General features: G+C 74.2%; 14 protein-coding genes and 2 tRNA genes. 12 read left to right on the top strand and 4 right to left on the bottom strand.

The features are described 5' to 3' along the window. Nucleotides 1-12: 12 nt before the first annotated feature. The 4 genes from FVE25_RS04515 (at nucleotide 13) to FVE25_RS54275 (ending at nucleotide 3,803) form a co-directional block, all read left to right on the top strand. Nucleotides 13-2,106, top strand: a complete 2,094-nt coding sequence (locus FVE25_RS04515; protein ID WP_157245068.1) for a bifunctional copper resistance protein CopD/cytochrome c oxidase assembly protein — start codon at nucleotides 13-15, stop codon at nucleotides 2,104-2,106. Beyond that, a tRNA-Asp gene (locus tag FVE25_RS04520) sits at nucleotides 2,091-2,162 on the top strand. Before FVE25_RS04515 ends, FVE25_RS04520 begins: the two co-directional genes overlap by 16 nt. Nucleotides 2,163-2,171: 9 nt before the next feature. Beyond that, a tRNA-Gly gene (locus FVE25_RS04525) sits at nucleotides 2,172-2,244 on the top strand. Between the two features lie 2 nt (nucleotides 2,245-2,246). Continuing rightward, the gene (locus FVE25_RS54275; protein ID WP_219825300.1) at nucleotides 2,247-3,803 is read left to right on the top strand and encodes an SDR family NAD(P)-dependent oxidoreductase; all 1,557 of its coding nucleotides are present in this window, start codon (nucleotides 2,247-2,249) and stop codon (nucleotides 3,801-3,803) included. Between the two features lies 1 nt (nucleotide 3,804). Here the strand turns inward: FVE25_RS54275 and FVE25_RS04540 are convergent, their stop codons facing one another. After that, the gene (locus tag FVE25_RS04540) at nucleotides 3,805-4,830 is read right to left on the bottom strand and encodes a serine hydrolase domain-containing protein (protein ID WP_157245069.1); all 1,026 of its coding nucleotides are present in this window, start codon (nucleotides 4,828-4,830) and stop codon (nucleotides 3,805-3,807) included. 143 nt (nucleotides 4,831-4,973) lie between these two features. Between FVE25_RS04540 and FVE25_RS04545 the strand changes: the two genes are divergently transcribed. Continuing rightward, a complete protein-coding gene (locus tag FVE25_RS04545; protein WP_157245070.1) occupies nucleotides 4,974-5,735 on the top strand; it encodes a hypothetical protein in 762 nt (253 codons plus the stop codon). 54 nt (nucleotides 5,736-5,789) lie between these two features. On the opposite strand, the gene FVE25_RS04550 is transcribed toward FVE25_RS04545, so the two are convergent. Continuing rightward, entirely contained in the window at nucleotides 5,790-7,292 is a 1,503-nt protein-coding gene (locus tag FVE25_RS04550) for an FAD-dependent monooxygenase (protein ID WP_157245071.1), read from the bottom strand. Nucleotides 7,293-7,311: 19 nt separating this feature from the next. Then, complete coding sequence (locus tag FVE25_RS04555; protein ID WP_157245072.1) at nucleotides 7,312-7,917, bottom strand: acyl-CoA-like ligand-binding transcription factor; 606 nt, start codon at nucleotides 7,915-7,917, stop codon at nucleotides 7,312-7,314. A 115-nt stretch (nucleotides 7,918-8,032) separates the two neighbouring features. Here FVE25_RS04555 and FVE25_RS04560 point away from each other — a divergent pair, with 115 nt between their 5' ends. The 5 genes from FVE25_RS04560 to FVE25_RS04580 all read left to right on the top strand — a co-directional run bounded on the left by FVE25_RS04560 (nucleotide 8,033) and on the right by FVE25_RS04580 (nucleotide 15,341). Further along, nucleotides 8,033-9,247: a sodium:proton exchanger gene (locus FVE25_RS04560; RefSeq protein ID WP_157245073.1), complete on the top strand. Its 1,215-nt coding sequence runs from the start codon at nucleotides 8,033-8,035 to the stop codon at nucleotides 9,245-9,247. 240 nt (nucleotides 9,248-9,487) lie between these two features. Further along, nucleotides 9,488-12,448 carry an NACHT domain-containing protein gene (locus FVE25_RS04565; protein WP_157245074.1) on the top strand — a complete coding sequence of 987 codons (2,961 nt, stop codon included), beginning with the start codon at nucleotides 9,488-9,490 and terminating at the stop codon, nucleotides 12,446-12,448. A gap of 147 nt (nucleotides 12,449-12,595) precedes the next feature. After that, entirely contained in the window at nucleotides 12,596-13,180 is a 585-nt protein-coding gene (locus FVE25_RS04570) for a hypothetical protein (RefSeq protein ID WP_157245075.1), read from the top strand. 83 nt (nucleotides 13,181-13,263) lie between these two features. Next, nucleotides 13,264-13,860: an FMN-binding negative transcriptional regulator gene (locus FVE25_RS04575; protein ID WP_157245076.1), complete on the top strand. Its 597-nt coding sequence runs from the start codon at nucleotides 13,264-13,266 to the stop codon at nucleotides 13,858-13,860. After that, complete coding sequence (locus FVE25_RS04580) at nucleotides 13,857-15,341, top strand: amidohydrolase (protein ID WP_157245077.1); 1,485 nt, start codon at nucleotides 13,857-13,859, stop codon at nucleotides 15,339-15,341. Before FVE25_RS04575 ends, FVE25_RS04580 begins: the two co-directional genes overlap by 4 nt. 123 nt (nucleotides 15,342-15,464) lie before the next feature. Here FVE25_RS04580 and FVE25_RS04585 read toward each other — a convergent pair whose 3' ends face one another. Further along, nucleotides 15,465-16,952, bottom strand: a complete 1,488-nt coding sequence (locus tag FVE25_RS04585) for a PucR family transcriptional regulator (protein ID WP_157245078.1) — start codon at nucleotides 16,950-16,952, stop codon at nucleotides 15,465-15,467. Between the two features lie 73 nt (nucleotides 16,953-17,025). Here FVE25_RS04585 and FVE25_RS04590 point away from each other — a divergent pair, with 73 nt between their 5' ends. Both FVE25_RS04590 and FVE25_RS04595 read left to right on the top strand, forming a co-directional pair. Continuing rightward, entirely contained in the window at nucleotides 17,026-18,117 is a 1,092-nt protein-coding gene (locus tag FVE25_RS04590; protein ID WP_157245079.1) for an S-methyl thiohydantoin desulfurase family protein, read from the top strand. Further along, nucleotides 18,104-19,678: a hydantoinase/oxoprolinase N-terminal domain-containing protein gene (locus FVE25_RS04595; RefSeq protein WP_157245080.1), complete on the top strand. Its 1,575-nt coding sequence runs from the start codon at nucleotides 18,104-18,106 to the stop codon at nucleotides 19,676-19,678. Before FVE25_RS04590 ends, FVE25_RS04595 begins: the two co-directional genes overlap by 14 nt. The last annotated feature ends 10 nt before the right edge of the window (nucleotides 19,679-19,688 follow it).

Below are 19,688 nucleotides of genomic sequence, written 5' to 3' on the forward strand. Positions count from 1 at the left end.
TGGAGGCTCGGGATGACGCTGCGCGCGTGGCTCCTCGGTGTGGCAGGCGCCGCGACGGTGGCCCTGGTCACCGGCATGCTGGCGGGCGGGTCCGCCTTCGGGGTACGGATCGCCGGGCTGGCCGACGCCGGCGCCGTCACCCGGTGGGGCCTGCCGTTCTCCCGGCTCGCCGCCGACCTGGCCGCCGTGGCGACCGTGGGCCTGCTGCTCATGGCCGCCGTCCTGCTGCCCTCCGCCAAAGGGGTGCTGTCCCCGGAGGCCGGCGGCTACGCGCGGCTGGCCTCCCGCTCCGCGCTGGCCTGGGCCGTGAGCACCGCGGTGACCACGGTGTTCACGGTCTCGGACATCCTGGCCGTGCCGCTGCCACGGCTCACCGGGGCGCTGATGCTCGACTTCGTCACCACCATCCCGCAGGGCGGCACGCTGCTGGCGGTGCTGGTCCTGGCGCTCGTCGTGGCCGGGGCCGCGCGCGGGGCGGTGAGCGCCTCCGGCGCCCTCGGCGCGCTGGGCCTCGCCCTGCTGGCCCTGCTCCCACCCGTGCTGACCGGCCACTCGGCCACCTCCCCGAACCACTCGATGGCCATCACCGGGCTCGGCCTGCACCTGGTGACGCTCGCCCTGTGGGCCGGCGGCCTGGCCGCCGTAACCCTGCACGCGGCACGCGACCGGGCGGCGCGGAACGGGGCCGGGCGCCCGGAGGCCGCACATGGTCAGCTCGTGCAGTCGCACGCGGTGCAAGGCCGTGCTGTGCGATCGCACGCCGCGGCCGGCCGAGCCGGGCTCGAGGTGGTCGCGGGGCGGTTCTCGCGGGTGGCGGGGTGGTGCCTGGCCGGGGTGGCGGTCAGCGGGGTGGCGGGGGCGGCGGCCCGGCTGACCGAGGCCGGTCAGCTCGTCACCTCCGCCTATGGGTGGCTCGTGCTGGCCAAGGCCGGCGCGCTGGCGCTGCTGGCGGGCGCCGGGCTGGTGCACCGGCGGCGGACGCTCGCCGCGCTGCGCTCCGGCCGCCCGGGCGCGTTCGCCCGGCTGGCGGCCGGGGAGGTGGTGATCATGGCGGCGGCCATGGGGCTGGCGGTGGCGTTGTCGCGGACCTCCCCGCCGCTGCCCGCCGCGCCGCCCGACCCGGTCCGCGACCTGCTCGGGTATGCGATGCCACCCGAGCTCACGGCTGAGCGGCTGGCCACGCTGTGGCGGCTGGACCTGTTCTTCGCCCTCGTGGTGCTCGCCGCCGCGGGCGGTTACGCGGCCGCGGTGGTACGGCTGCGCCGCCGGGGAGACGCCTGGCCCCTCGGGCGGTCGATCTCGTGGGCGATCGGCGTCCTGCTCCTCCTGGTCTTCACCCAGAGCGGCCTGGCCACCTACGCGCCCGTCCTGTTCAGCGTGCACATGATCCAGCACATGGGGCTGGCCATGCTGGCGCCGATCTTCCTGGTGCTCGGCGCACCGGTCACACTCGCGTTGCGTGCGGTACGGCCGGCCGTACGGCGTGGCGACCGGGGCCCGCGCGAGTGGATCGTGGCGGCGCTGCACAGCCGGGCCGCCGAGATCGTCTCGCACCCGGTGCCCGCGATGGTGATCTTCATCAGCGGCTCCTACGCCCTCTACTACACCCCGCTGTTCGAGACCGCCATGCGGCAGCCGGTCGGGCACATCCTCATGAACGCCCATTTCCTCCTGTCGGGGGCGCTGTTCTTCTGGGTCGTCATCGGGGTGGACCCGGCGCCGCGCCGCCTGCCGTACGTGGCCAAGCTCGGCACGCTCATGATGACCATGCCGTTCCACGCGTTCTTCGGGATTTCCATGATGATGATGGGCAAATCCGTGGCGTCGTCCTGGTACGAGCAGCTTGCCCGTCCGTGGGGCAGTGACGTGCTGGTGGACCAGAACGTCGCCGGCGGCATGGCCTGGGCGTTCGGCGAGATCCCGACCATGATCGTGGTGGTCACCATCGCCGCCCAGTGGGCGCTGAGCGACCACCGGCAGGCCCGGCGACTGGACCGGGACCGCCGTGGCGACGGTGAGCTGGCCGCGTACAACGACTATCTGGCCCGCCTCCACCAGCAGTCCGGAACCGGTAAGATCGCGGGCAATGCCCGGGTTGTGGAGTAGGGGAAACTCGCCTCCCTGTCAAGGAGGAGACACCGGTTCGATTCCGGTCGCCCGGGCAGCTCCCGGGTCCCGTAGCGCAGAGGCCGACGCACCTCGACGCCATCGAGGGGGACGCTGGTTCGAATCCAGCCGGGACCCCGATGAACGCCATCCCCGACGAGGAGATCGCCGCCTTCCACCAGCTCGTGGGGCGGCTCCGAGCCCTGCCGCCGGACGACCCGCAGCGGCTGCGCGCCGAGCAGGTCGCCGCGTCGTTCGTCCACGACGGCAAGCGGCGGCGCCGGCAGGACCGGCGCTCCCGGGCGGCCGAGGCCGACGCCGCCCTGGTCGCCGCCACCGCCACCGGCCGCGCCGAGCGCCGCGAGGGCGCGCCCCTCGCCACGCGCCACGGGCAGGCCGGCGTGCTCAACCGGCGGCACACCTGCTACGTCTGCGGGCTCGGCTACCGCGAGCTCGACGCGTTCTACCACCGGCTGTGCCCGGCGTGCGCGAGCGAGAACAAGGCCCGCCGCACGGCCGGCGCCGACCTGACCGGGCGGCGGGTGCTGCTGACCGGCGGACGGGTGAAGATCGGGTTCCAGCTCGCGCTGATGATGCTGCGCGACGGCGCCCACGTCACGGTGACCAGCAGGTTTCCCGGAGACGCCGTGCGCAGGTTCCGGCGGGAGCCGGGGAGCGACGCCTGGTTCGATCGGCTGTCGGTGATCGGGGCCGATCTGCGGGATCCCCGGCAGGTGCTGGGGTTGTGCGCGGGGGTCTCCCGGCTGGACGTGCTGGTCAACAACGCCGCCCAGACGCTCCGTCAGCCGGCGGCCGCCTACGCGGCGCTGGCCGAGGGGGAGCGGCGGGCACTGCCGCCGGGCAGCCGCGTGTCCTACGCACCGGGCTTCGACCCGGCCGCCGCGATCAGCCCGGCAGCGCCCCTCGACCCGGCGCACGCGGCCGGTCCGGCGGTACCGCTTGACCAGGCGCACGCGATCAGCCTGGCAGCGCCGCTTGACCAGGCGCACGCGGCCGGTCCGGCGGTGCCGCTCGACCCGGCGGATGCGCGCAGCCCGGCGGCATCGCCCGGCCCGGCCTTCACGGCAGGTCCGGCGGCATCGCCCGGCCCGGCCTACATGGCAGGTCCGGCGGCCGGGGACGGTGGGGCGGCCGGTGGTCTGGTCCCGGTGGCCGGGGCGGTGGACGAGGCGGGGCTGCTGCCGGACCCCTCGGCCACGAACTCCTGGACCGCCCGGCTCGGCGGTCTCGACCCCGCCGAGGTGCTGGAGGCGCAGCTCGTCAACGCCATCGCCCCCGCCCTGCTGTGCGACCGGCTGCTGCCGGTGCTGCTGGCCTCGCCGTACCCCTCGCGCTACATCGTCAACGTGACCGGGGCCGAGGGGCGCTTCGCGGCCGAGGGCAGGCCGGGCGCGCACCCGCACACCAACATGGCCAAGGCCGCGCTCAACATGCTCACCCGCACCGGCGGCGCCGACCTGGCCGTGAAGGGGGTGTACATGTGCGCCGTGGACACCGGGTGGATCACCGACCAGAGCCCGCTGCCGAAGAAGGTGTCCATGGCCGCCCGCGGGTTCCGCCCGCCGCTGGACGTGGTGGACGGGGCGGCCCGGGTGTACGACCCGATCGTGCGGGGCGAGGCGGGCGACCCGGTGGCGGGCGTGCTGCTCAGGAACTACCGGGAGGCCGCCTGGTAGGTCAGCGGCAGAAGCGGCTTCCGTAGAGGCCGGTGAAGGTCTTCACGAAGTCGTTCCAGTCGCCGTTGAGGTTGGCGACCAGGCTGTGGCCGCCGTTTCGCGCGCCCATGGCGTAGGTCATGGAGCCCTGGATGTACCCGCCGCCGCCCCAGAGCGTGACGCCGCAGGGCAGCCGCTGGGAGAAGACGCCGAGGCCGTAGCGGGTGTCCGGCACCCAGTCCGCGCCCTCGGTCGAGACGGTGGTGAACATCTCCTTCTGCTGCTTCGGCGCCAGCAGCTTGCCGGAGAGCAGCGCCTTCAGGAAGCGGTGCACGTCCGAGGTGGTGGAGACCATGCCTCCGGCGGCCCAGGCCCAGTTCATCTCGACCGAGGTCACGTCGTGGACGGGCACGGGCCTGCCGTGCTCGTCGAACTTGGAGTAGTGCCGGGCGTGCGGGGTGCGCAGGGGGTTGCCGGTGCCCGGCATGTACGTGCCGGTGAGCCCGAGCGGGCGGGCGATGAGCCGGTCGATCTCCGCGGTGAGCGTGGCACCGGTGGCGCGTTCGACGATCATCCCGGCCAGGGTGTAGTTGATCTTGGAGTAGATGAACCGCTTGCCCGGCTCCTCGGGGGGCGGGGTCTGGCCGGGGTAGGCGTCGGGCAGGCCGCTGGTGTGGTTGAGCAGCTGCCTGACACTGATCTTGGTGCCGTCCGCGCCCAGTTGCTCCTCGACCACGCCGGGCAGCCAGGTGGCGACGGTGTCGTTCAGGCTCAGCTTGCCCTCCGCCGTCAGGCGCAGGACGACGGCGCCGACGAACGCCTTGGTGAAGCTGCCGATCCGGAAGTGCTCTCCGGGCTGTCTCCGCGCACCGGTCTCGGTGCTGGCGACGCCGGCCGTGCCGAACCAGGGCGCCGAGCCGTCCTTTCGCAGTTCGGCGACGATGCCGGGGCCGCCTCCACCGGCCACGGCACGGTCGAGGGCCTGCTGGAGTCCCGGGGCGGGGGTGGCGACGAGCGCCGCGGTCAGGGCGCCGGCGAGCATGGACATGTGTCCTCCAGGGGTAGGGCGGGGAGTCCCGCACAAGCAACTGTAGTTGACTAATTTCGCGATAGTCAACGTGAGTTGCTTATTGTCGGTCTCCGTGCGGCCGGGTAGCCTGAGCTGATCGCCGCGGCCGCGAGGGAGGGCCCATGAGATCTGGCAAACCCGTCTTACGGATCGTCGTCATCACGCTGGCAGCCACGCTGACCGCCCTGTTCCCGGCGGTGGCGCACGCCGGCGGCCGGCCGGGGGCGCCCGGACTGCGGATCAAGGAGCACGGCGACCACCTCAGGGCGATCGGCCCCGGGTTCGTGCTCAAGCTGTCACCCCACCGGATCGACCTGCGCATCGACGAGGACCGCTTCGGCGACCCCGGCACGGGCAACCCGATCGTCCGCGAGAACATCGACCTCACCGGGCGCACCCTGAGGCCCTTCGAGTGCCGCAACGGCACCTACACCATCAAGACGGGCACCTTCCAGCGCACCTACCGGGTCTCTCAGTTCGCCAAGCGGCCGCCGCCGTACACCGACGGGTTCGCCACCGCCGCGCCGGGCATCTTCACCCCCTTCGCCGGCGTGCTGGAGGGAACGGTCACCGACGCGGACGGGCGGACGCTGCGCTTCCTCATCTCCGACCTGGTGCAGGAAGTGCTGAGCGCGGACGGCTTCGCGGCCACGGCGCCGATCCACGGGCTGTTCGTCGACGAGCGGGGGCGGGTGCGGGATCGCATCTCGCTCGTCGGCCGGTTCAACTCCGGGCGGGACGGTCAGGGCGCCGTGTTCGGGATCGAGGATCGCGGGACGTGCCGGCAGATCGCCGACCTGCCGTTCGGGCCGGGCAGCGAGCAGGCCGTCGTGACGGGGCCGCTGTTCGTGCTGCCGTTCAAGGCACCGGTCACGCGGCCGTAGTCGGGTGCCGCCGTTCATGGCGCCGCGCACGCGGCCGTGGTCAGGTGCCGCCGGTCACGCGGCCGCGGCCGGCCCCGGCGCCAGGGACCATCGCGCGATCGCGGCCTCCAGCGAGGCGCGCGAGGCCGCGTCGGGTTCCGGCGCGTCGGTCGCCCATGCCACGTACCCGTCCGGCCGCACCAGCAGAGCCGTGCACGGTACGGCGGAGCCGCCCTTCACCTGGGGCCGTCCCCAGTCGCCGCCGGTGAAGTCGATCAGCAGGGGCCGGGCGCTCCTGGTCAGGTCGGCCAGCCGTACCTCGTCGTGGAGGACCAGGTCGGGCGCCCACGTGCCGACCAGCGGATGGCCGTCCCCCGCGTACCTGATGTCGTCGCCGGCCATGAGGCGGGCGAGGCGGTGGACGGTGCCGGGGTCGTCGAGGAGTTCGGCGAACAGCGCGCGCAGGCCGGTGACCTCGGCTCCGGGGGCGATGAGGGCGGCCTGGGCGCTCGCGGACATGATGACGCGTTCGGCGACCGGGCGGCGTTCGGCCTCGTAGGTGTCCAGCAGATCCTCTCCGGCCCTGCCCTGGAGGACGGCAGCCAGCTTCCAGCCCAGGTTGACCGCGTCCTGGAGGCCGAGGTTGAGCCCGGGGCCGCCGATCGCGGAGTGGACGTGGGCGGCGTCGCCGACGAGCAGGACGCGCCGGTCGCGGAAGCGCTCGGCCAGGCGGGTGTTGCCGCCGATGAGCTTGCGCAGCAGGTACGGGCCCTCTCCCTCCGGCGGGCGCAGGTCGAGGTCGGCGCCGAGCACGCGGCGGACGCTGGCCCGCAGCTCGGCGAAGGTCAGCGGGCCGCCGGCGTCGGTCTTGTCCCATTCCAGGGTGGTGATCAGCGGGTACGGCCCGGCCGGCAGGGGCGCGTAGACGAACAGGCCGCGCTCGGTGCGCTGGTACAGGAACGGCGGGATCGGGCCGTATCCGGGCAGGTTCAGGCCGCCGGTCGCCGGGTCGGCGAGGGAGCCGGGCACCACGGCGTGGGCGCTGCGAACGACGGTGTCGTCGCTGCTCACGCCGGGAAAGGCGATGCCGGCGCGTTTGCGGGTGACGCTGTGGCCGCCGTCCGCGCCGACCAGATAGCGGGCCTCGATCGCGGACCCGCCGGACACCTCGGCGACGACCCGGTCGTCATGCTGGACCAGCCCGGTCAGTTCACAGCCCCGCCGGATCTCCGCGCCGAGTTCGATCGCCCGTTCCTCCAGCATCTGCTCGATCCTGGTCTGGGGGACGGGCAGGAGGTAGAGCGGGTTGCCGGGCAGCGCGCTCAGATCCAGCGGCATCCCGCCGAACATGAAGCCGGGCGCCGGCGTCGGCGGATCCTGGTTCCCGGTGAGCCGCTCGTGCAGGCCGCGCCGGTCGAGCATGCGCACCACCTGGCCGACCAGGCCGTTGGCGCGGTTCTCGCGGGTCCGCGCGGGGAGACGTTCCAGCACCAGGGGGCGCACGCCGGCGAGGGCGAGCTCGCAGGCGAGCATCAGGCCGTTGGGGCCCGCTCCGGAGATGACGACGTCGGTGACCATGACATCCCTCCTCGGGGATCTAGGGTGTGGGCAGCCCGGCGGCGATCTGGGCGAGGGCGTCGCGCAGCAGGTCGAACAGGGGAGCCGGGGGGTCGTCGCGCAGGCTCAGCTCCGTCGCCGCGTCGATGGCGGCGCCGACCGCCCCGGCGACCAGGCGGGGGTAGAGGTCACGTCCGGGGTCGGTGCCGGTGCGCTCGGCGACGGCGGCGGCCAGCTCGGCCGCCGCGGCCTGCTCGGCCTTGAGCAGCTCGCCCATGACCGCCGGATGCCGCGTCATCCGCCTGACCCCGGCGGACCACTCCCCGTTGTCGTCCGGTTGTTCGCCGCCGGTCAGGCCGAGGGCGAAGCGGGCGAACACCGCCTGGGTGACGGCCTCCCAGAGGGGCTCGTGGCCGGGCCGGGCACGCAGCTCCTCCGCGATCTGGGCCACCCGTTCGAAGTGCCGGGCGGCGATCGCCTCTGCCTTGCTGGAGAAGTAGTTGTTGAACGTGCGGGGCGAGACGCCCGCGGCGGCGGCGATGTCCTCCACCTTCACGTGGTCGAAGCCGCGCTCGACGCTCAGCCGGATCGCCGCCCAGCTGAGCGCGATCCGCGTCTGCTGCTTCTTGCGCTCTCGCCACCCCATGAGGAGCACTCTACTCAAAATTGCGGGTCACGCAATAATGCGGGTCACGCAAAATTTGTCGATCTCTGGCGGAGCGCGGGGTGTGGCCAGGGACGTGCGGCGGCACGGACTCCCCATGTCTGGCGAAACGCTCCCGGCGCGCGCGGCGATCACCCGGGGTCTCCTGGTGCTCGCGCTGGCCGCCCCCGCGCTCGTGCTGCGGCTGTCGGGCCCGAGCCTGCCCGCGCCGGCGCAGATCGCGGTGTTCGGGGCCGGCGTGCTGGCGGCGGCCGTGGTGCTGATGTGGGCGTCGGAGACGGCCAGGGCCGACGTCTCGGGGGCGCTGGCGCTGGCCCTGCTGGCGCTCATCGCGGTGCTGCCCGAGTACGCGGTGGATCTCTACTACGCCTACACCGCGGGCAGCCGGCCCGAGTACGCGGCCTACACGGCGGCCAACATGACCGGCGCCAACCGGCTGCTGGTCGGCGTCGGCTGGGCGCTGGTGGTGCTGGCGTTCGCGCTCGGGCGCGGGCGGCGTCCCGCCCGGGAGGTGCGCCTGACCGATCACCACCGCATCGAGCTGGGCTTCCTGTGCCTGGCGGCGCTGGTGGCCTTCCTGATGCCGCTGACGGCGAGCATCGCCTGGTACGTGTCGGTGCTCATGGTGGCCCTCTACGTCTGGTACATCGTGAAGATCGCCAGGTGCGGCGGCGAGGACCTGGAGAAGCTGACCGGCGTCCCGGGCCGGCTGGCCGCCCTGCCCAAGGGGCCGCGGCGGGCCGTCACCGCGGGCGCGTTCCTGCTCGGCGCGCTCATCGTCTTCGCCTCGGCCGAGCCGTTCGCCGAAGCCCTGGTGAGCGCCGGGACCACGCTGGGCGTGGACCGGTTCCTGCTGGTGCAGTGGCTGGGGCCGCTGGCCTCGGAGGCGCCCGAGCTGATCGTGGCGGTGGTCTTCGCCTGGCGGCTGCGCGACGGCGACGCCATGGGCGCGCTGCTGTCGAGCAAGGTCAACCAGTGGACGCTCCTGGTGGGGACGCTGCCCCTGGCCTACCGGGCGGGCGGCGGGGAGTGGAGCCTGCCGCTGGACTCCCGGCAGGTCGAGGAGGTGTTCCTGACGGCGTCCCAGACGGTCCTCGGGCTGGCGATGCTGGTCGACCTGGTGTTCCGCCGCGTCGAGGCGGTGCTGCTGTTCGGCCTGTTCGCAGTGCAGTTCGTCCTGCCCGATGAGCGGGTCCGGCTCTGGCTCGCCGTGGTGTACCTGGTGCTGGGCGTGGCGTTCCTGGTACGGCGCCGCCGCGACCTCGGCCTGGCCCTGCGCGCGGCTATCCGGAGATATCCCCACGCGGACTGACGGCCAGAAGCTCCGGCACGCGGCGCTGGAGGCGCTCGTCCGCGCGGCCTGCGCGCGCACACCGCCCTGATCGCGGTCCAGGGGCCGGCCAAGACCGTGCTGCGGCCGCTGCCGAGGACCCGCTCCTTCGCCAGGATGAAGGGGGAGCCCGCGCGGGAGATCGCCAGGGTGTGGTCCGGGCGGCCGGTGACCGCGCGACGGGTGTAGGCACCGAGGTGATCTTTGGACAAGATGGGGGCCATGGACGCCGACACCGCCGCGCTCGTCGTGTCGATCGTCTCCCTGCTGGTGGCAGGAGGGGCCGCCGCGTGGGACGCGTTCACCCACTCCCACGGCCGCGAGGAGGCATTCCGCCGCTACAGCGGGAAGACGGTGGTCGCGGCCGGGGCGCTGTCCGCGGTCTTCGGCGTCGTCGCGTGGCTGGCGGGCAGCGAGGCGCCGATCTGGCCGGTTCTCTGCCTCGCCGTCCTGATCACGGCGTACGGCGGCGCCCGCGCGCTGCGCGCCTACCCCGAGGAGATCCAGGACCTGCACCGGATCGCCGGCGCGGCGATGGAGCTCACCGAGGCCGGCGCCCCCCATCCCAGCGGCCTGGCCGCCCGGTACGTCGACGCCGGCCGCCGCCTCGCCCGGCACCGCCCGGCCGGACGCCAGCTCCTGCGGGCCGGCGCCAAGGTGAGCTTCCTCGTGGGCGACATGGGCGCGGGCAAGACCACGACCCTGCGCCACACGGCCACCCTGCACGCCCGGCGCACGCGGGACAGGCGACGCCGGCCGCGGACGTTCGTCCTGTACGTCGACCTGAGCGGCTACGACGCCGCCGACCTCACCGTCGACCTCCTGCGCGGCCATCTGCGCACGACGCTGACCCGGGCGGACTCCGACCTCGAGGCGGTGCTCGCCCGGGTGCTCAGGCCCCTGCGCCGGCCGCAGGTGACGTTCCTGATCGACGGCGTCGACGACGTCGAGACCGCCCTGCCGGTGCTGCGCAGGTTCCTGTCCACCGGCCACAGCTACCGCGGCGTCATCGCCGCCCGCGAGGAGCCGCCCGCCGAGCGCGCCGAGCGGGTGCTGCGCCTGCTGCCGCTCTCCTTCGCCCAGCAGAGCTGGCTGGCCGGTCGCCGCGGGCTGGACCAGGACCGCTTCTTCGCCGGTGACACCGAACTCGCCCAGCACACCGGCAACCCGCTCCACCTCAGCCTGTTCCTCGACGTGGCCGCCGACGGCCGGCCGCCGAGCACCCTCCACGACCTCATGGAACGCACCGTCGCCGCCCGTCTCGGCGGCGACATGGCCGGCCTCGTCACCACGGCGGAAGCCCTCGCCGCGCACGCGATCGGCGGCATCGCCATCGCCCCCGACGTCCTGCACGACGCGGACGTCGCCACCCTCACCGCCCTCGGCATCCTGCGCCCGGCCCAGACGGCCGCGCCGGTCTTCGTCACCCCGCTCCTGGCCGACCATTTCGCCGCCCGCTGGCTCTTACGCACCGGCCACCGGCTCGGCGCCGCCGACCTGCGCGAGGTGCTCACCAACCCGGCCTGGGAGCGCGCCGCCGCCACCTGCCTGCGCGCCTCCGGCCCCGACCTGCGCGCTTCCGGCTCCGACCTGCGCGAACGCCTGCTCGGCGCCGCCTGTGACGCCCTCGGCGACCACCTCGCCGCCGCGACCTGGGCCATCCCCGATCCCGTCCCCTACATGAGCACCCCCCAGCAGGGCGCCGCCAGTCACCCGCGCATGCCGTACAGCTGGCCTGCGCCCATGCGCCAGATCCTGCGCGTGCTGGGGCAGGCGAGCACCGACCGGCAGCCGATCGCCCCGCGCCTGTCGGAGCTGGTCGACCGGATCATCGTCAGCGCCTTCGCCCGCGGCACCGCCACCGAGCAACGGCGCGCCGCGGCGCTCCTTCCCCTGGCCTCCCCGGAGGTCGGCGCGTGGACCGTCACCCGGCTCACGGCCCGCAAGGGACCGTGGGACGTCGATCCGGAGCTGGTCGGGCTGGCCCAGACGGTGTTCCCGACCCTGCCGCCGCCGACCAGGCTGAGGCTGCTCGGCACGGCGCTGCTGTCGGCGCCGACCCTGAACCGGCTGGTCCCCGGCCCGGCGGCCCGGCCGGGCGCCGCCGGGCTGGCGCCGGCCCTGCGCGCCACGCTCCGCGTGCTGCAGGCGCTGAGCGTCGTGTTCCTCGGCACCATGGTGGACGGGGCCGTCCGCGGCTTTCCCGAGAACGCCGTCCTGTTCGGCGCGCTCGCCCTGCTGTCGGGGCTGTTCCTGATCGCCTCCGGCGGCGTGCCGATGCGGCGGATCCGGGATGGGATGTACATCGGCGCGCTCGCCCCGGTGCTGCTCGGCGCGTTCTGGAGTACGGCCGGCTTCGTCCTGGCCGGGCAGGCGCTGTTCGCACTCCTCACGGGCAGCCCGGTGGAGGCCGTCAACCTCGCGGCCCGCACGCTGATCCTCACCTGGCCCATCGCGCTGGTGCTGCACCTGGCGTGCGCGGGCCGGGTGCCGGACCGGCCCCTCGACTGGATCCTCCCGCACCTGCGCCCGGTCACCGACCTCGCCCGCCACTACGGCAGGCCGCGCATCACGTTCCCCGCCCCCTCCGCCCGCCGCCTGCGCGCCGTGCTGCTGCAGGCGGGCATCGTGGTCCCCGTCGTGGCGGCGGGCGTCTTCGTGCAGGTGACCTACGAGGTGTGGTCCACCCCGATGCAGGTCGGCATGGGCGTCGCGGTCTTCCTGGCCTTCCTGGCCGTCAACGTCGTCATCATGCGCCGCAAGGAGGCGAACCGCTGGCGGGACGTCGCCGCCCGGGTGCGTGCCGGTTCCCTCACCCCCGAGCACCTCCTGGACCTGCTGGAACAGGCCGGCACCCGCGACCACCGGCGCCGCTGGGGCGCGGCCAGGCTGAAGACCGTCGCCCGCCTGCTGACCACGCTCGAGAGCGCCGGGCCCGCCGCCCTCAAGCACGTCGCCCCGGTCCTCGCCGACCTGGAGGCGGCCGTCGCGCACATCACCAGATACGTCAACACCGACAGCTCCCAGACGGTCCCCCTCGGCGTCTGGGAGCTGGCCCCCGCGTTCCGGCATCCTGGCTTCCTCGACTGGATCAAGCAGTTCGACGCCAGGTTCCCCGGACTGCTCATCCAGCTTTCGGCGCTGCACCACGCCACGCTGGTGCGGATCGTGCCGGGGTGCTGACCAGTCTGGCCGGGGCCGCGGGCGGCCCGCATCGGCGCGGGCGCGGATTCGCACATCAGCCCGCCTGCGTATTGACAGGCCGCCACCTGCATGGAATCTTCACATCCCTCCGGCCGCACCTGCACGCGCGACTTCTAGGGTGAGCCGGTGATCTCCAAACCGGTCCTGGCCGCCGCCCTCCTGACGCTGGCCGCGCTCGGCTTCGCGCTGCACACCGGCTGGCTGCTGACCCGGCTCTGGATCCTGGCCCTGCCGGTGTTCGCCGTGGCCTTCGCGGTCGTCCTCGCGCTCTTCTGCCTCGCGGCGTGGCGGGCCGCGCGGGACCCGCGCAGGTGGCCCGTCGTGGCCACCGCCGTTCTCGCGCTGGCCGGGCTGGGCGGCGGCGTCTTCCTCCACCTCGACTCGGAGGCCAGGGCGTGGACCCGGTTCTGGGTCGAGCGCCCCGCCTTCACCGCCGTCGCCACGACCCCGGTGAGCGGTGACTACTACGGCGCCGAGCTGCCCGGCCACCTGTGCTTCGTCTCGGCCAACTGCAAGGTCGCGGTCATCGGCACCAGCGGCGGGCAGCCGGTGCGCTTCGTGCCCGACTGGATCGGGATCCCGGACGACGCCGTCGGCTACGGGCACTTCACCGGCGCACCGGAGGCCGGGCCGTACGACGGGTTCGGCATGGAGCTGTGCCCCCGGATGGAGCTGGCCGGCGGCTGGTGGTGGCTCGGCCCCTGCCGCTGACTTGTGGTGACGACCCAAAACGGCACCCGTTTTTATGGCGACGCCATCTTGGCCGCACCAGCCCCGGCGGCGATAGTCGTGCCGTGCGCCACAACCCTGACTACCTGCTCGACGACGACACCCGAATCCGCGCCCTGATCGCCGGCAACCCCTGGGCGACGCTGGTCAGCGCCGGCTCCGGGGGCTTGACCGGGTCCCATCTGCCCGTCCTGCTCGAGGACGGCCCGGAGCTGTCTCTGGTCGGCCACCTCGGCCGGCCCGACGACGACCTGCACGAACTCGGCGAGCACGAGGTCCTGCTCATCGTGGAAGGCCCGAACGGCTACATCTCACCCGGCTGGTACGGCACCGGCCCAGCCGTGCCCACCTGGAACTATCTGGCCGTTCACCTGTACGGCAGGCCCGAAGTGCTCGGCCCGGAGGAGACCTACCGGGTCCTGATGGACACCGTGGACCGCTTCGAGCGCGTGCGGCCCGAGCCGTACCGGATCGAGCACGGCTACGGACGGGCCATCGCGCCCGGCGTGACCGGCTTCCGGCTGCGGCCGGAGCGGGTGGTGGCCAAGGCCAAGCTCAGCCAGGACAAGTCCCCGGACGTGGTCCGCAACGTCATCCACGCCCTCGAGCACGACCCGTTCTACGCCAACCCGGCGCTGGCCCGTGAGATGGAGACCCGATGAACGTGACCTTGCTGCGCGCGGCGCGCACCGGCGGCGCGCTCCGCGACATTCTCGTGGCCGGAGGATGCGTGGCCCGCATCGCCGAGCACATCGCGCCCGCGCCCGGCTGGGAGGTGGCCGACCTCGGCGGCCGTCCGGTCCTGCCGGGACTGTGGGACCACCACGTGCACTTCGACCAGTGGATCACGGCCAGGCAGCGGCTGGACCTGTCCGCGGCCGCCTCCGCCGCGGAAGCCGCCGCGCTGGTGGCCGAGCGGCTGCGCACCAGGCCGCCGGAGCCGGGCCGGCCGCTCGTCGGATACGGCTTCCGCGACGCCCTCTGGCCGGACCCGCCCCACCGCGACCTCCTGGACGCCGCCGCCCCCGAGGCCGCGCACGTGCCGGTGGTCCTGCTCAGCGGGGACCTGCACTGCTGCTGGATCAACAGCGCCGCCGCCACCCGGTACGGCTGGGCCGCCCACCCGACCGGCATCCTGCGCGAGTCGGAGAAGGAGGCGATCGCCGCCGACGTCACCGACCTGCCCGAGGCCCTCCTGGACGGCTGGGCCGTGGAGGCCGCGGACGCCGCGGCGGCCAGAGGCGTCGTCGGCGTCGTCGAACTGGAGGCGCCCTGGCGGCTGGACGCCTGGACCCGCCGGGTCCGCGACGGCAACCGGGCGCTGCGGGTGGTCTGCGGCGTCTGGCCGGAGCTCCTGGAGGAGGCGGTGGAGCGCGGGCTGAAGACCGGCGACGTGATCGAGGGGACCGGCGGCCTGGTGGAGATGGGCCCGTTCAAGGTGATCACCGACGGCTCCCTCAACACCCGCACCGCCTTCTGCCACGACCCCTATCCGGGCCTGGACGGCGGCGCGCAGCCGCGGGGCATGCTGCTCGTCCCGCCGGAGGAGCTGGTGCCGCTGATGGAGCGGGCCTGGTCGGCAGGGCTGCGCCCGGCGGTGCACGCGATCGGCGACCGGGCCAACACCCTGGCCCTGGACGCCTTCGAGCGCGTGGGGGCCCAGGGGGCGATCGAGCACGCCCAGCTCCTGGACACCGCCGACCTCGCCCGCTTCGCCGCCCTCGGGGTGGTGGCCAGCGTCCAGCCGGAGCACGCGATGGACGACCGCGACGTGGCCGACCACCACTGGGCGGGGCGCACCGGCCGCGCGTTCGCGTTCCGCGCCCTGCTGGCCGCGGGGGCCCGGCTCGCGCTGGGCTCCGACGCGCCGGTGGCGCCGCTGGATCCCTGGGTGACACTGGCCGCCGCCGTGGACCGCGGCCGGGACGGCAGGGAGCCCTGGCACCCCGAGCAGGCGATCCCCGTCGAGGCCGCGATCGCCGCCTCCACCCGCACCGGCCGGGCGAGCCTGGCCGAGGGCGATGCGGCCGACCTCGTCGTCACCGGCGCCGACCCCTACACCGCCTCCGGCGCCGACCTGCGGACCATGCCGGTCGAGGGCACCATGCTGGCCGGCCGCTGGACCTGGCGGGAGGGCATCTAGGCACCCGACCCCGAACGCCGCGGCCGGCCCCGCTGGGCCGGCCGCGGCCTTTTCCGCGCGCTGAGAAGGCGGGCCGCTCAGGCATTGAGAAGGCGGGCCGCTCAGGCGTTGAGGCGGGCATTTTCAGGCGTTGAGGAGGCGGACCCGGCAGGCCAGTTGCAGGGCGAAGCGGGTGTCCGGGTCGGCCAGGTCCGCGCCGAGCGCCTCGGAGATCCACTTGATCCGGTAGGCCACCGCGTTGGGATGCAGGTGCAGCGCCTCGGCGGTCCGCGTGGGCGAGCTCTGCGCGTCGAGGTAGGCCGACAGGGTGACCACGCCGATGCTGGCCCGCGCCGCGCCCATCGCGTCGAGCGGGGCCAGCATCTCGCTGAGCAGGTCGCGGCTGAGCGGTGAGGACGACAGGCCCGCCAGGATCCGGCGCAACCCGGTGGCGTCGGTCTCGGCCAGCGTGCCGTGCCGCCCGGCCGCGCGGGCCGAGTCGGCCGCCACCCGTGCCTCGGCCGCCGACTGCCGCAACCCGTCGGGCCCGGCCTGCGGCGTGCCGATCCCGCCTGTGACCACCACGTCGCCGCGCGCGGTCAGGACCTCGACCAGCCGCTGAAGCTCGGCCCGCGCGCTGCGGTGCGGATCGGTCCCGGCCGGGCCGGTGCAGACGACCACCAGGTCGCCGCCGAGCGTGGCCACGTGCCACTCGCCCGGCTTGGCGTGCAGCACCTGCAGCGCCGACAGCTCCGCCTCGTCGAGCACCTGGCGGGCGCGCTCCATCGACGCCTCGCCGCGGGCGGCGGCGTCCTCCACCTTGAGCCAGGCCACCACGTGGGTCTGCTCCACCGCGAGGTCGAGGTGGAACGCCTGGTCGACGAGCTGAGGCAGCTGCGCCCTGTCGCACAGCACGATCTGGACGATGAGCCCGGCCCTGGTCATGGCGGGCGCGAAGCGGCGGCTGAGCTCGCGCTGGCGCAGCCGGGAGACGAGCGCGGCGATCGCCGGCAGGGCGACCCGGGTGGCGTCGTCGTCCAGATCGGCCACCACCGCCGCGACCGGCTGCCGCCCGACCACCACCGCGCCCGGGTCGGATTCGGCCACGGGCCCGGTCTCGTCCAGGACCAGCCCGCAGCCCAGCGCCTGCGCGGCCGCCTCCAGCAGCGAGCGCACCGCCTCACCGCCGCCCTCTTCCGCGGCCGCCTGCGCCAGCCGGATCGCGGTCTCCGCGCGGGCCAGCGAGTCCGAGGCGCCGCCCCGGACGTACCGGTCGATGTCCAGCAGCAGCCCGGCCCCGTCGCGCGCCCTCTCCGGCGCCAGCACGGGCAGGTGCGCCCGGTCGGCCAGGCGCGTGGCGGTGATCGGCAGCCGCAGCGGCGCCGCGAACACCAGCCCGGCCAGCCCCCGCGCGGCGGCCTGCCGGATCGCCACGTCGATCTCGTAGCCGGAGCCGGACGGCCCGCCCAGGATCACGATCAGGCTGTCGGCCGGCACCCGCTCGATCGCGGCCAGGGTGTCGGCCCCGGCCACGTGCCGGATGGGCGCCTGCGCGGCGGGCCCGGCGACGAGCGACAGCCCGAACCTCGCGTGGTGCCGCAGCAACTCTGCGACCGTCGCCGTCTGTGGCATGGCCACAGATTAGGGCCAAGCGTTGTGATTGCACCATATGGGAAGCCGGTGGACCGATGGCCATACTCGACGCATGCAGGCAGCAAGTGAGATCCGGCTGACCGAGAGTGACCTCCCCGCACTCGCACGTGGCTGCGCCGTACTCGGCACAGGAGGCGGCGGCTCGGTGGAGACCGCCATCCCCAGCGCCCTTCAGGCACTGCGCGACCACGGGCCCGTCCCCCTCGTACGGCTGGCCGACCTCGACGACGACGCCCTCATCGTCCCCATGTCCAGCATCGGCGCCCCGACCGTCGGGCACGAGATGCTGGCCAGTGCCGAGCAGCCGATGCGGCTGCGCGAGGAGGTCGAGCGGGTCGCCGGCCGCCCGATCGCGGCGATCATGGCGGGCGAGATCGGCGGCAGCAACGGCGTGGAGCCGCTGGCCTGGGCCGCCCAGCTCGGCCTGCCCATGCTCGACGCCGACGGCATGGGCCGGGCCTTCCCCGAACTCCAGATGGTCTCGATGCACGTGGCCGGGCTCACCTCCGACCTCGTGATCCTTTCCGACGTCGTCGGCAACGTCGCCACGCTGCGCCCGATCAGCGCGATCTGGTCGGAACGGCAGGCCCGCGCCCTCTGCGTGGCCAGCGGCGCCAGCACGATGATGGCCAACTACCTGATGCCGGCCCGCCAGGCCAGGGGAGCGGTGATCGAGGGCAGTGTCTCGGCCGCGCTCGACATCGGCCGCAGCACCCAGGGCCACGCCGACCCGGTCGCCGCGCTGACCGAGCGGCTGAAGGCCAGGCGGCTGCTCGACGGCAAGATCGTCGAGCTCGAGCGGCAGACCGGCGGCGGCTTCGTCCGCGGCGCCGTGGTCGTGGACGGCACCGGCGCGCACGCCGGCCGCATGGTCCGCATCGAGATCCAGAACGAGAACCTCGTCGTCTTCGAGTCCGGTGAGGTCCTGGCCAGCGTGCCCGACCTCATCACCGTGGTCGACACCCAGACGGCCGAGGCCATCTCCACGGAGACCCTCCGCTACGGCCAGCGGGTCAGCGTGCTGGCCTGGGCCTGCGACCCTCTCTGGCGCACCCCGCAGGGCCTGGCCGTCGTCGGCCCGCGCGCCTTCGGCTACCACATCGACTACCGCCCCGTTGAGGAGTACCTGCATGTCGGCCTCTGACCCCCGGCGCGATCTGAAGATCGGCATCGACGTCGGCGGCACCAACACCGACGCCGTCGTCCTCGACCGCTCGGACGCCATCGTGGCCAGGACCAAGCAGGCGACCACCGAGGACGTCACCGGCGGCATCCGCCGGGCGCTGGCGGTGGTGCTCGGCGAACTCGGCGAGCGCGAACGCCACGTCGGCCGGATCATGCTCGGCACCACCCACGCCACCAACGCCGTCCTGCAGCGCAGGGGACTGGGCCGGGTCGCGGTGATCCGCCTCGGCGCCCCCGCCGCCACGGCCGTGGCACCGCTGACCACCTGGCCCGCGGACCTGCGCGCGGTGGTCGAGGCGGGCTCGGTCATGCTCGGCGGCGGCCACTTCGTGGACGGCTGGCCCATCGCCCCGCTCGACCGCGACGGCATCCGCCGCTTCCTCGGCTCGGTGGCCGGGCGGGCGGACGCGGTGGCGGTCACCGGCGTTTTCAGCCCGGCCTCCGGCGAGCAGGAGCAGGAGGTCGCCGAGATCGTCCGCGAGGAGCTCGGCGCCGACGTCGCGCTCTCGCTCAGCCACGAGATCGGCTCGCTCGGGCTGCTGGAACGTGAGAACGCCACCGTCCTCAACGCCGCCCTCTACCGCGCCGCCGGCGAGGTGACCCGGGCCCTGGACGCCGTGCTCGCCGAGCGCGGCCTGGACGCGGCGGCCTTCTTCGCCCAGAACGACGGCACCCTCATGGCCCTGGAGTACGCCTCCCGCTACCCGGTGCTGACCATCGGCTCCGGCCCCGCCAACTCGATCAGGGGCGCGGCGTTCCTGTCCGGCGTGGACGACGCCATCGTCGTGGACGTCGGCGGCACCTCGACCGACCTGGGCGTGCTGGTGCGCGGCTTCCCCCGCGAGTCGTCGTTCGCCACCGACATCGGCGGCGTGCGCACCAACTTCCGCATGCCCGACATCCTCAGCGTCGCCGTCGGCGGCGGCACCATCGTGAGCGGCGCCCCCGAGGCCCCGGTCGTCGGCCCCGTCTCGGTCGGCTACCGCATCACCTCGGAAGGGCTGGCCTTCGGGGGCGAGACCCCCACGCTCACCGACGCGGGCGCGCTGGCGGGCCGGGTCGCGCTCGGCGACGGCGAACGGCCGGCCGCCCGGATCCGGGCGCTGCTGGAGGCCGCGCTGGAGGTCGCCGACACGATCATCGGCGACGCGGTCGACCAGATGTCACTGGGCCGAAGGGACCGGCCCGTCGTCGCCGTCGGCGGCGGCGCCTTCCTGGTCCCCGACTCCGTCCCGGGCGCCGCCAAGGTGCTGCGCCCCGACAACGCTGATGTGGCCAATGCCGTGGGCGCCGCCATCGCCCTCGTCAGCGGCCGCTGGGAAACGCTGGCTCCCGCCGGGGACGGCCGCCGCCAGGCGATCGAGGAAGCGAGCGAGAAGGCGGTCCACCGGGCCGTCCAGGCAGGGGCCGACCCCGAGTCGGTGCAGGTGGTCGAGATCACCGAGACACCCCTGTCGTACCTGCACGAGCCCGCGGTCCGCGTCAACGTCAAGGCCGCAGGCCGCCTGGGTTGGTTGTGAAACCGAAAGG

It is taken from the genome of Nonomuraea typhae (genome assembly GCF_009760925.1).
GTDB lineage: Bacteria > Actinomycetota > Actinomycetes > Streptosporangiales > Streptosporangiaceae > Nonomuraea > Nonomuraea typhae.

Coding starts and splice junctions, on each gene's coding strand:
- FVE25_RS04585 (WP_157245078.1), bottom strand. CDS start 16,952: ATGCCACAGACGGCGACGGTCGCAGAGTTGCTGCGGCACCACGCGAGG.
- FVE25_RS04565 (WP_157245074.1), top strand. CDS start 9,488: ATGGACGCCGACACCGCCGCGCTCGTCGTGTCGATCGTCTCCCTGCTG.
- FVE25_RS54275 (WP_219825300.1), top strand. CDS start 2,247: ATGAACGCCATCCCCGACGAGGAGATCGCCGCCTTCCACCAGCTCGTG.
- FVE25_RS04580 (WP_157245077.1), top strand. CDS start 13,857: ATGAACGTGACCTTGCTGCGCGCGGCGCGCACCGGCGGCGCGCTCCGC.
- FVE25_RS04560 (WP_157245073.1), top strand. CDS start 8,033: ATGTCTGGCGAAACGCTCCCGGCGCGCGCGGCGATCACCCGGGGTCTC.
- FVE25_RS04545 (WP_157245070.1), top strand. CDS start 4,974: ATGAGATCTGGCAAACCCGTCTTACGGATCGTCGTCATCACGCTGGCA.
- FVE25_RS04515 (WP_157245068.1), top strand. CDS start 13: ATGACGCTGCGCGCGTGGCTCCTCGGTGTGGCAGGCGCCGCGACGGTG.
- FVE25_RS04540 (WP_157245069.1), bottom strand. CDS start 4,830: ATGTCCATGCTCGCCGGCGCCCTGACCGCGGCGCTCGTCGCCACCCCC.
- FVE25_RS04590 (WP_157245079.1), top strand. CDS start 17,026: ATGCAGGCAGCAAGTGAGATCCGGCTGACCGAGAGTGACCTCCCCGCA.
- FVE25_RS04550 (WP_157245071.1), bottom strand. CDS start 7,292: ATGGTCACCGACGTCGTCATCTCCGGAGCGGGCCCCAACGGCCTGATG.
- FVE25_RS04595 (WP_157245080.1), top strand. CDS start 18,104: ATGTCGGCCTCTGACCCCCGGCGCGATCTGAAGATCGGCATCGACGTC.
- FVE25_RS04555 (WP_157245072.1), bottom strand. CDS start 7,917: ATGGGGTGGCGAGAGCGCAAGAAGCAGCAGACGCGGATCGCGCTCAGC.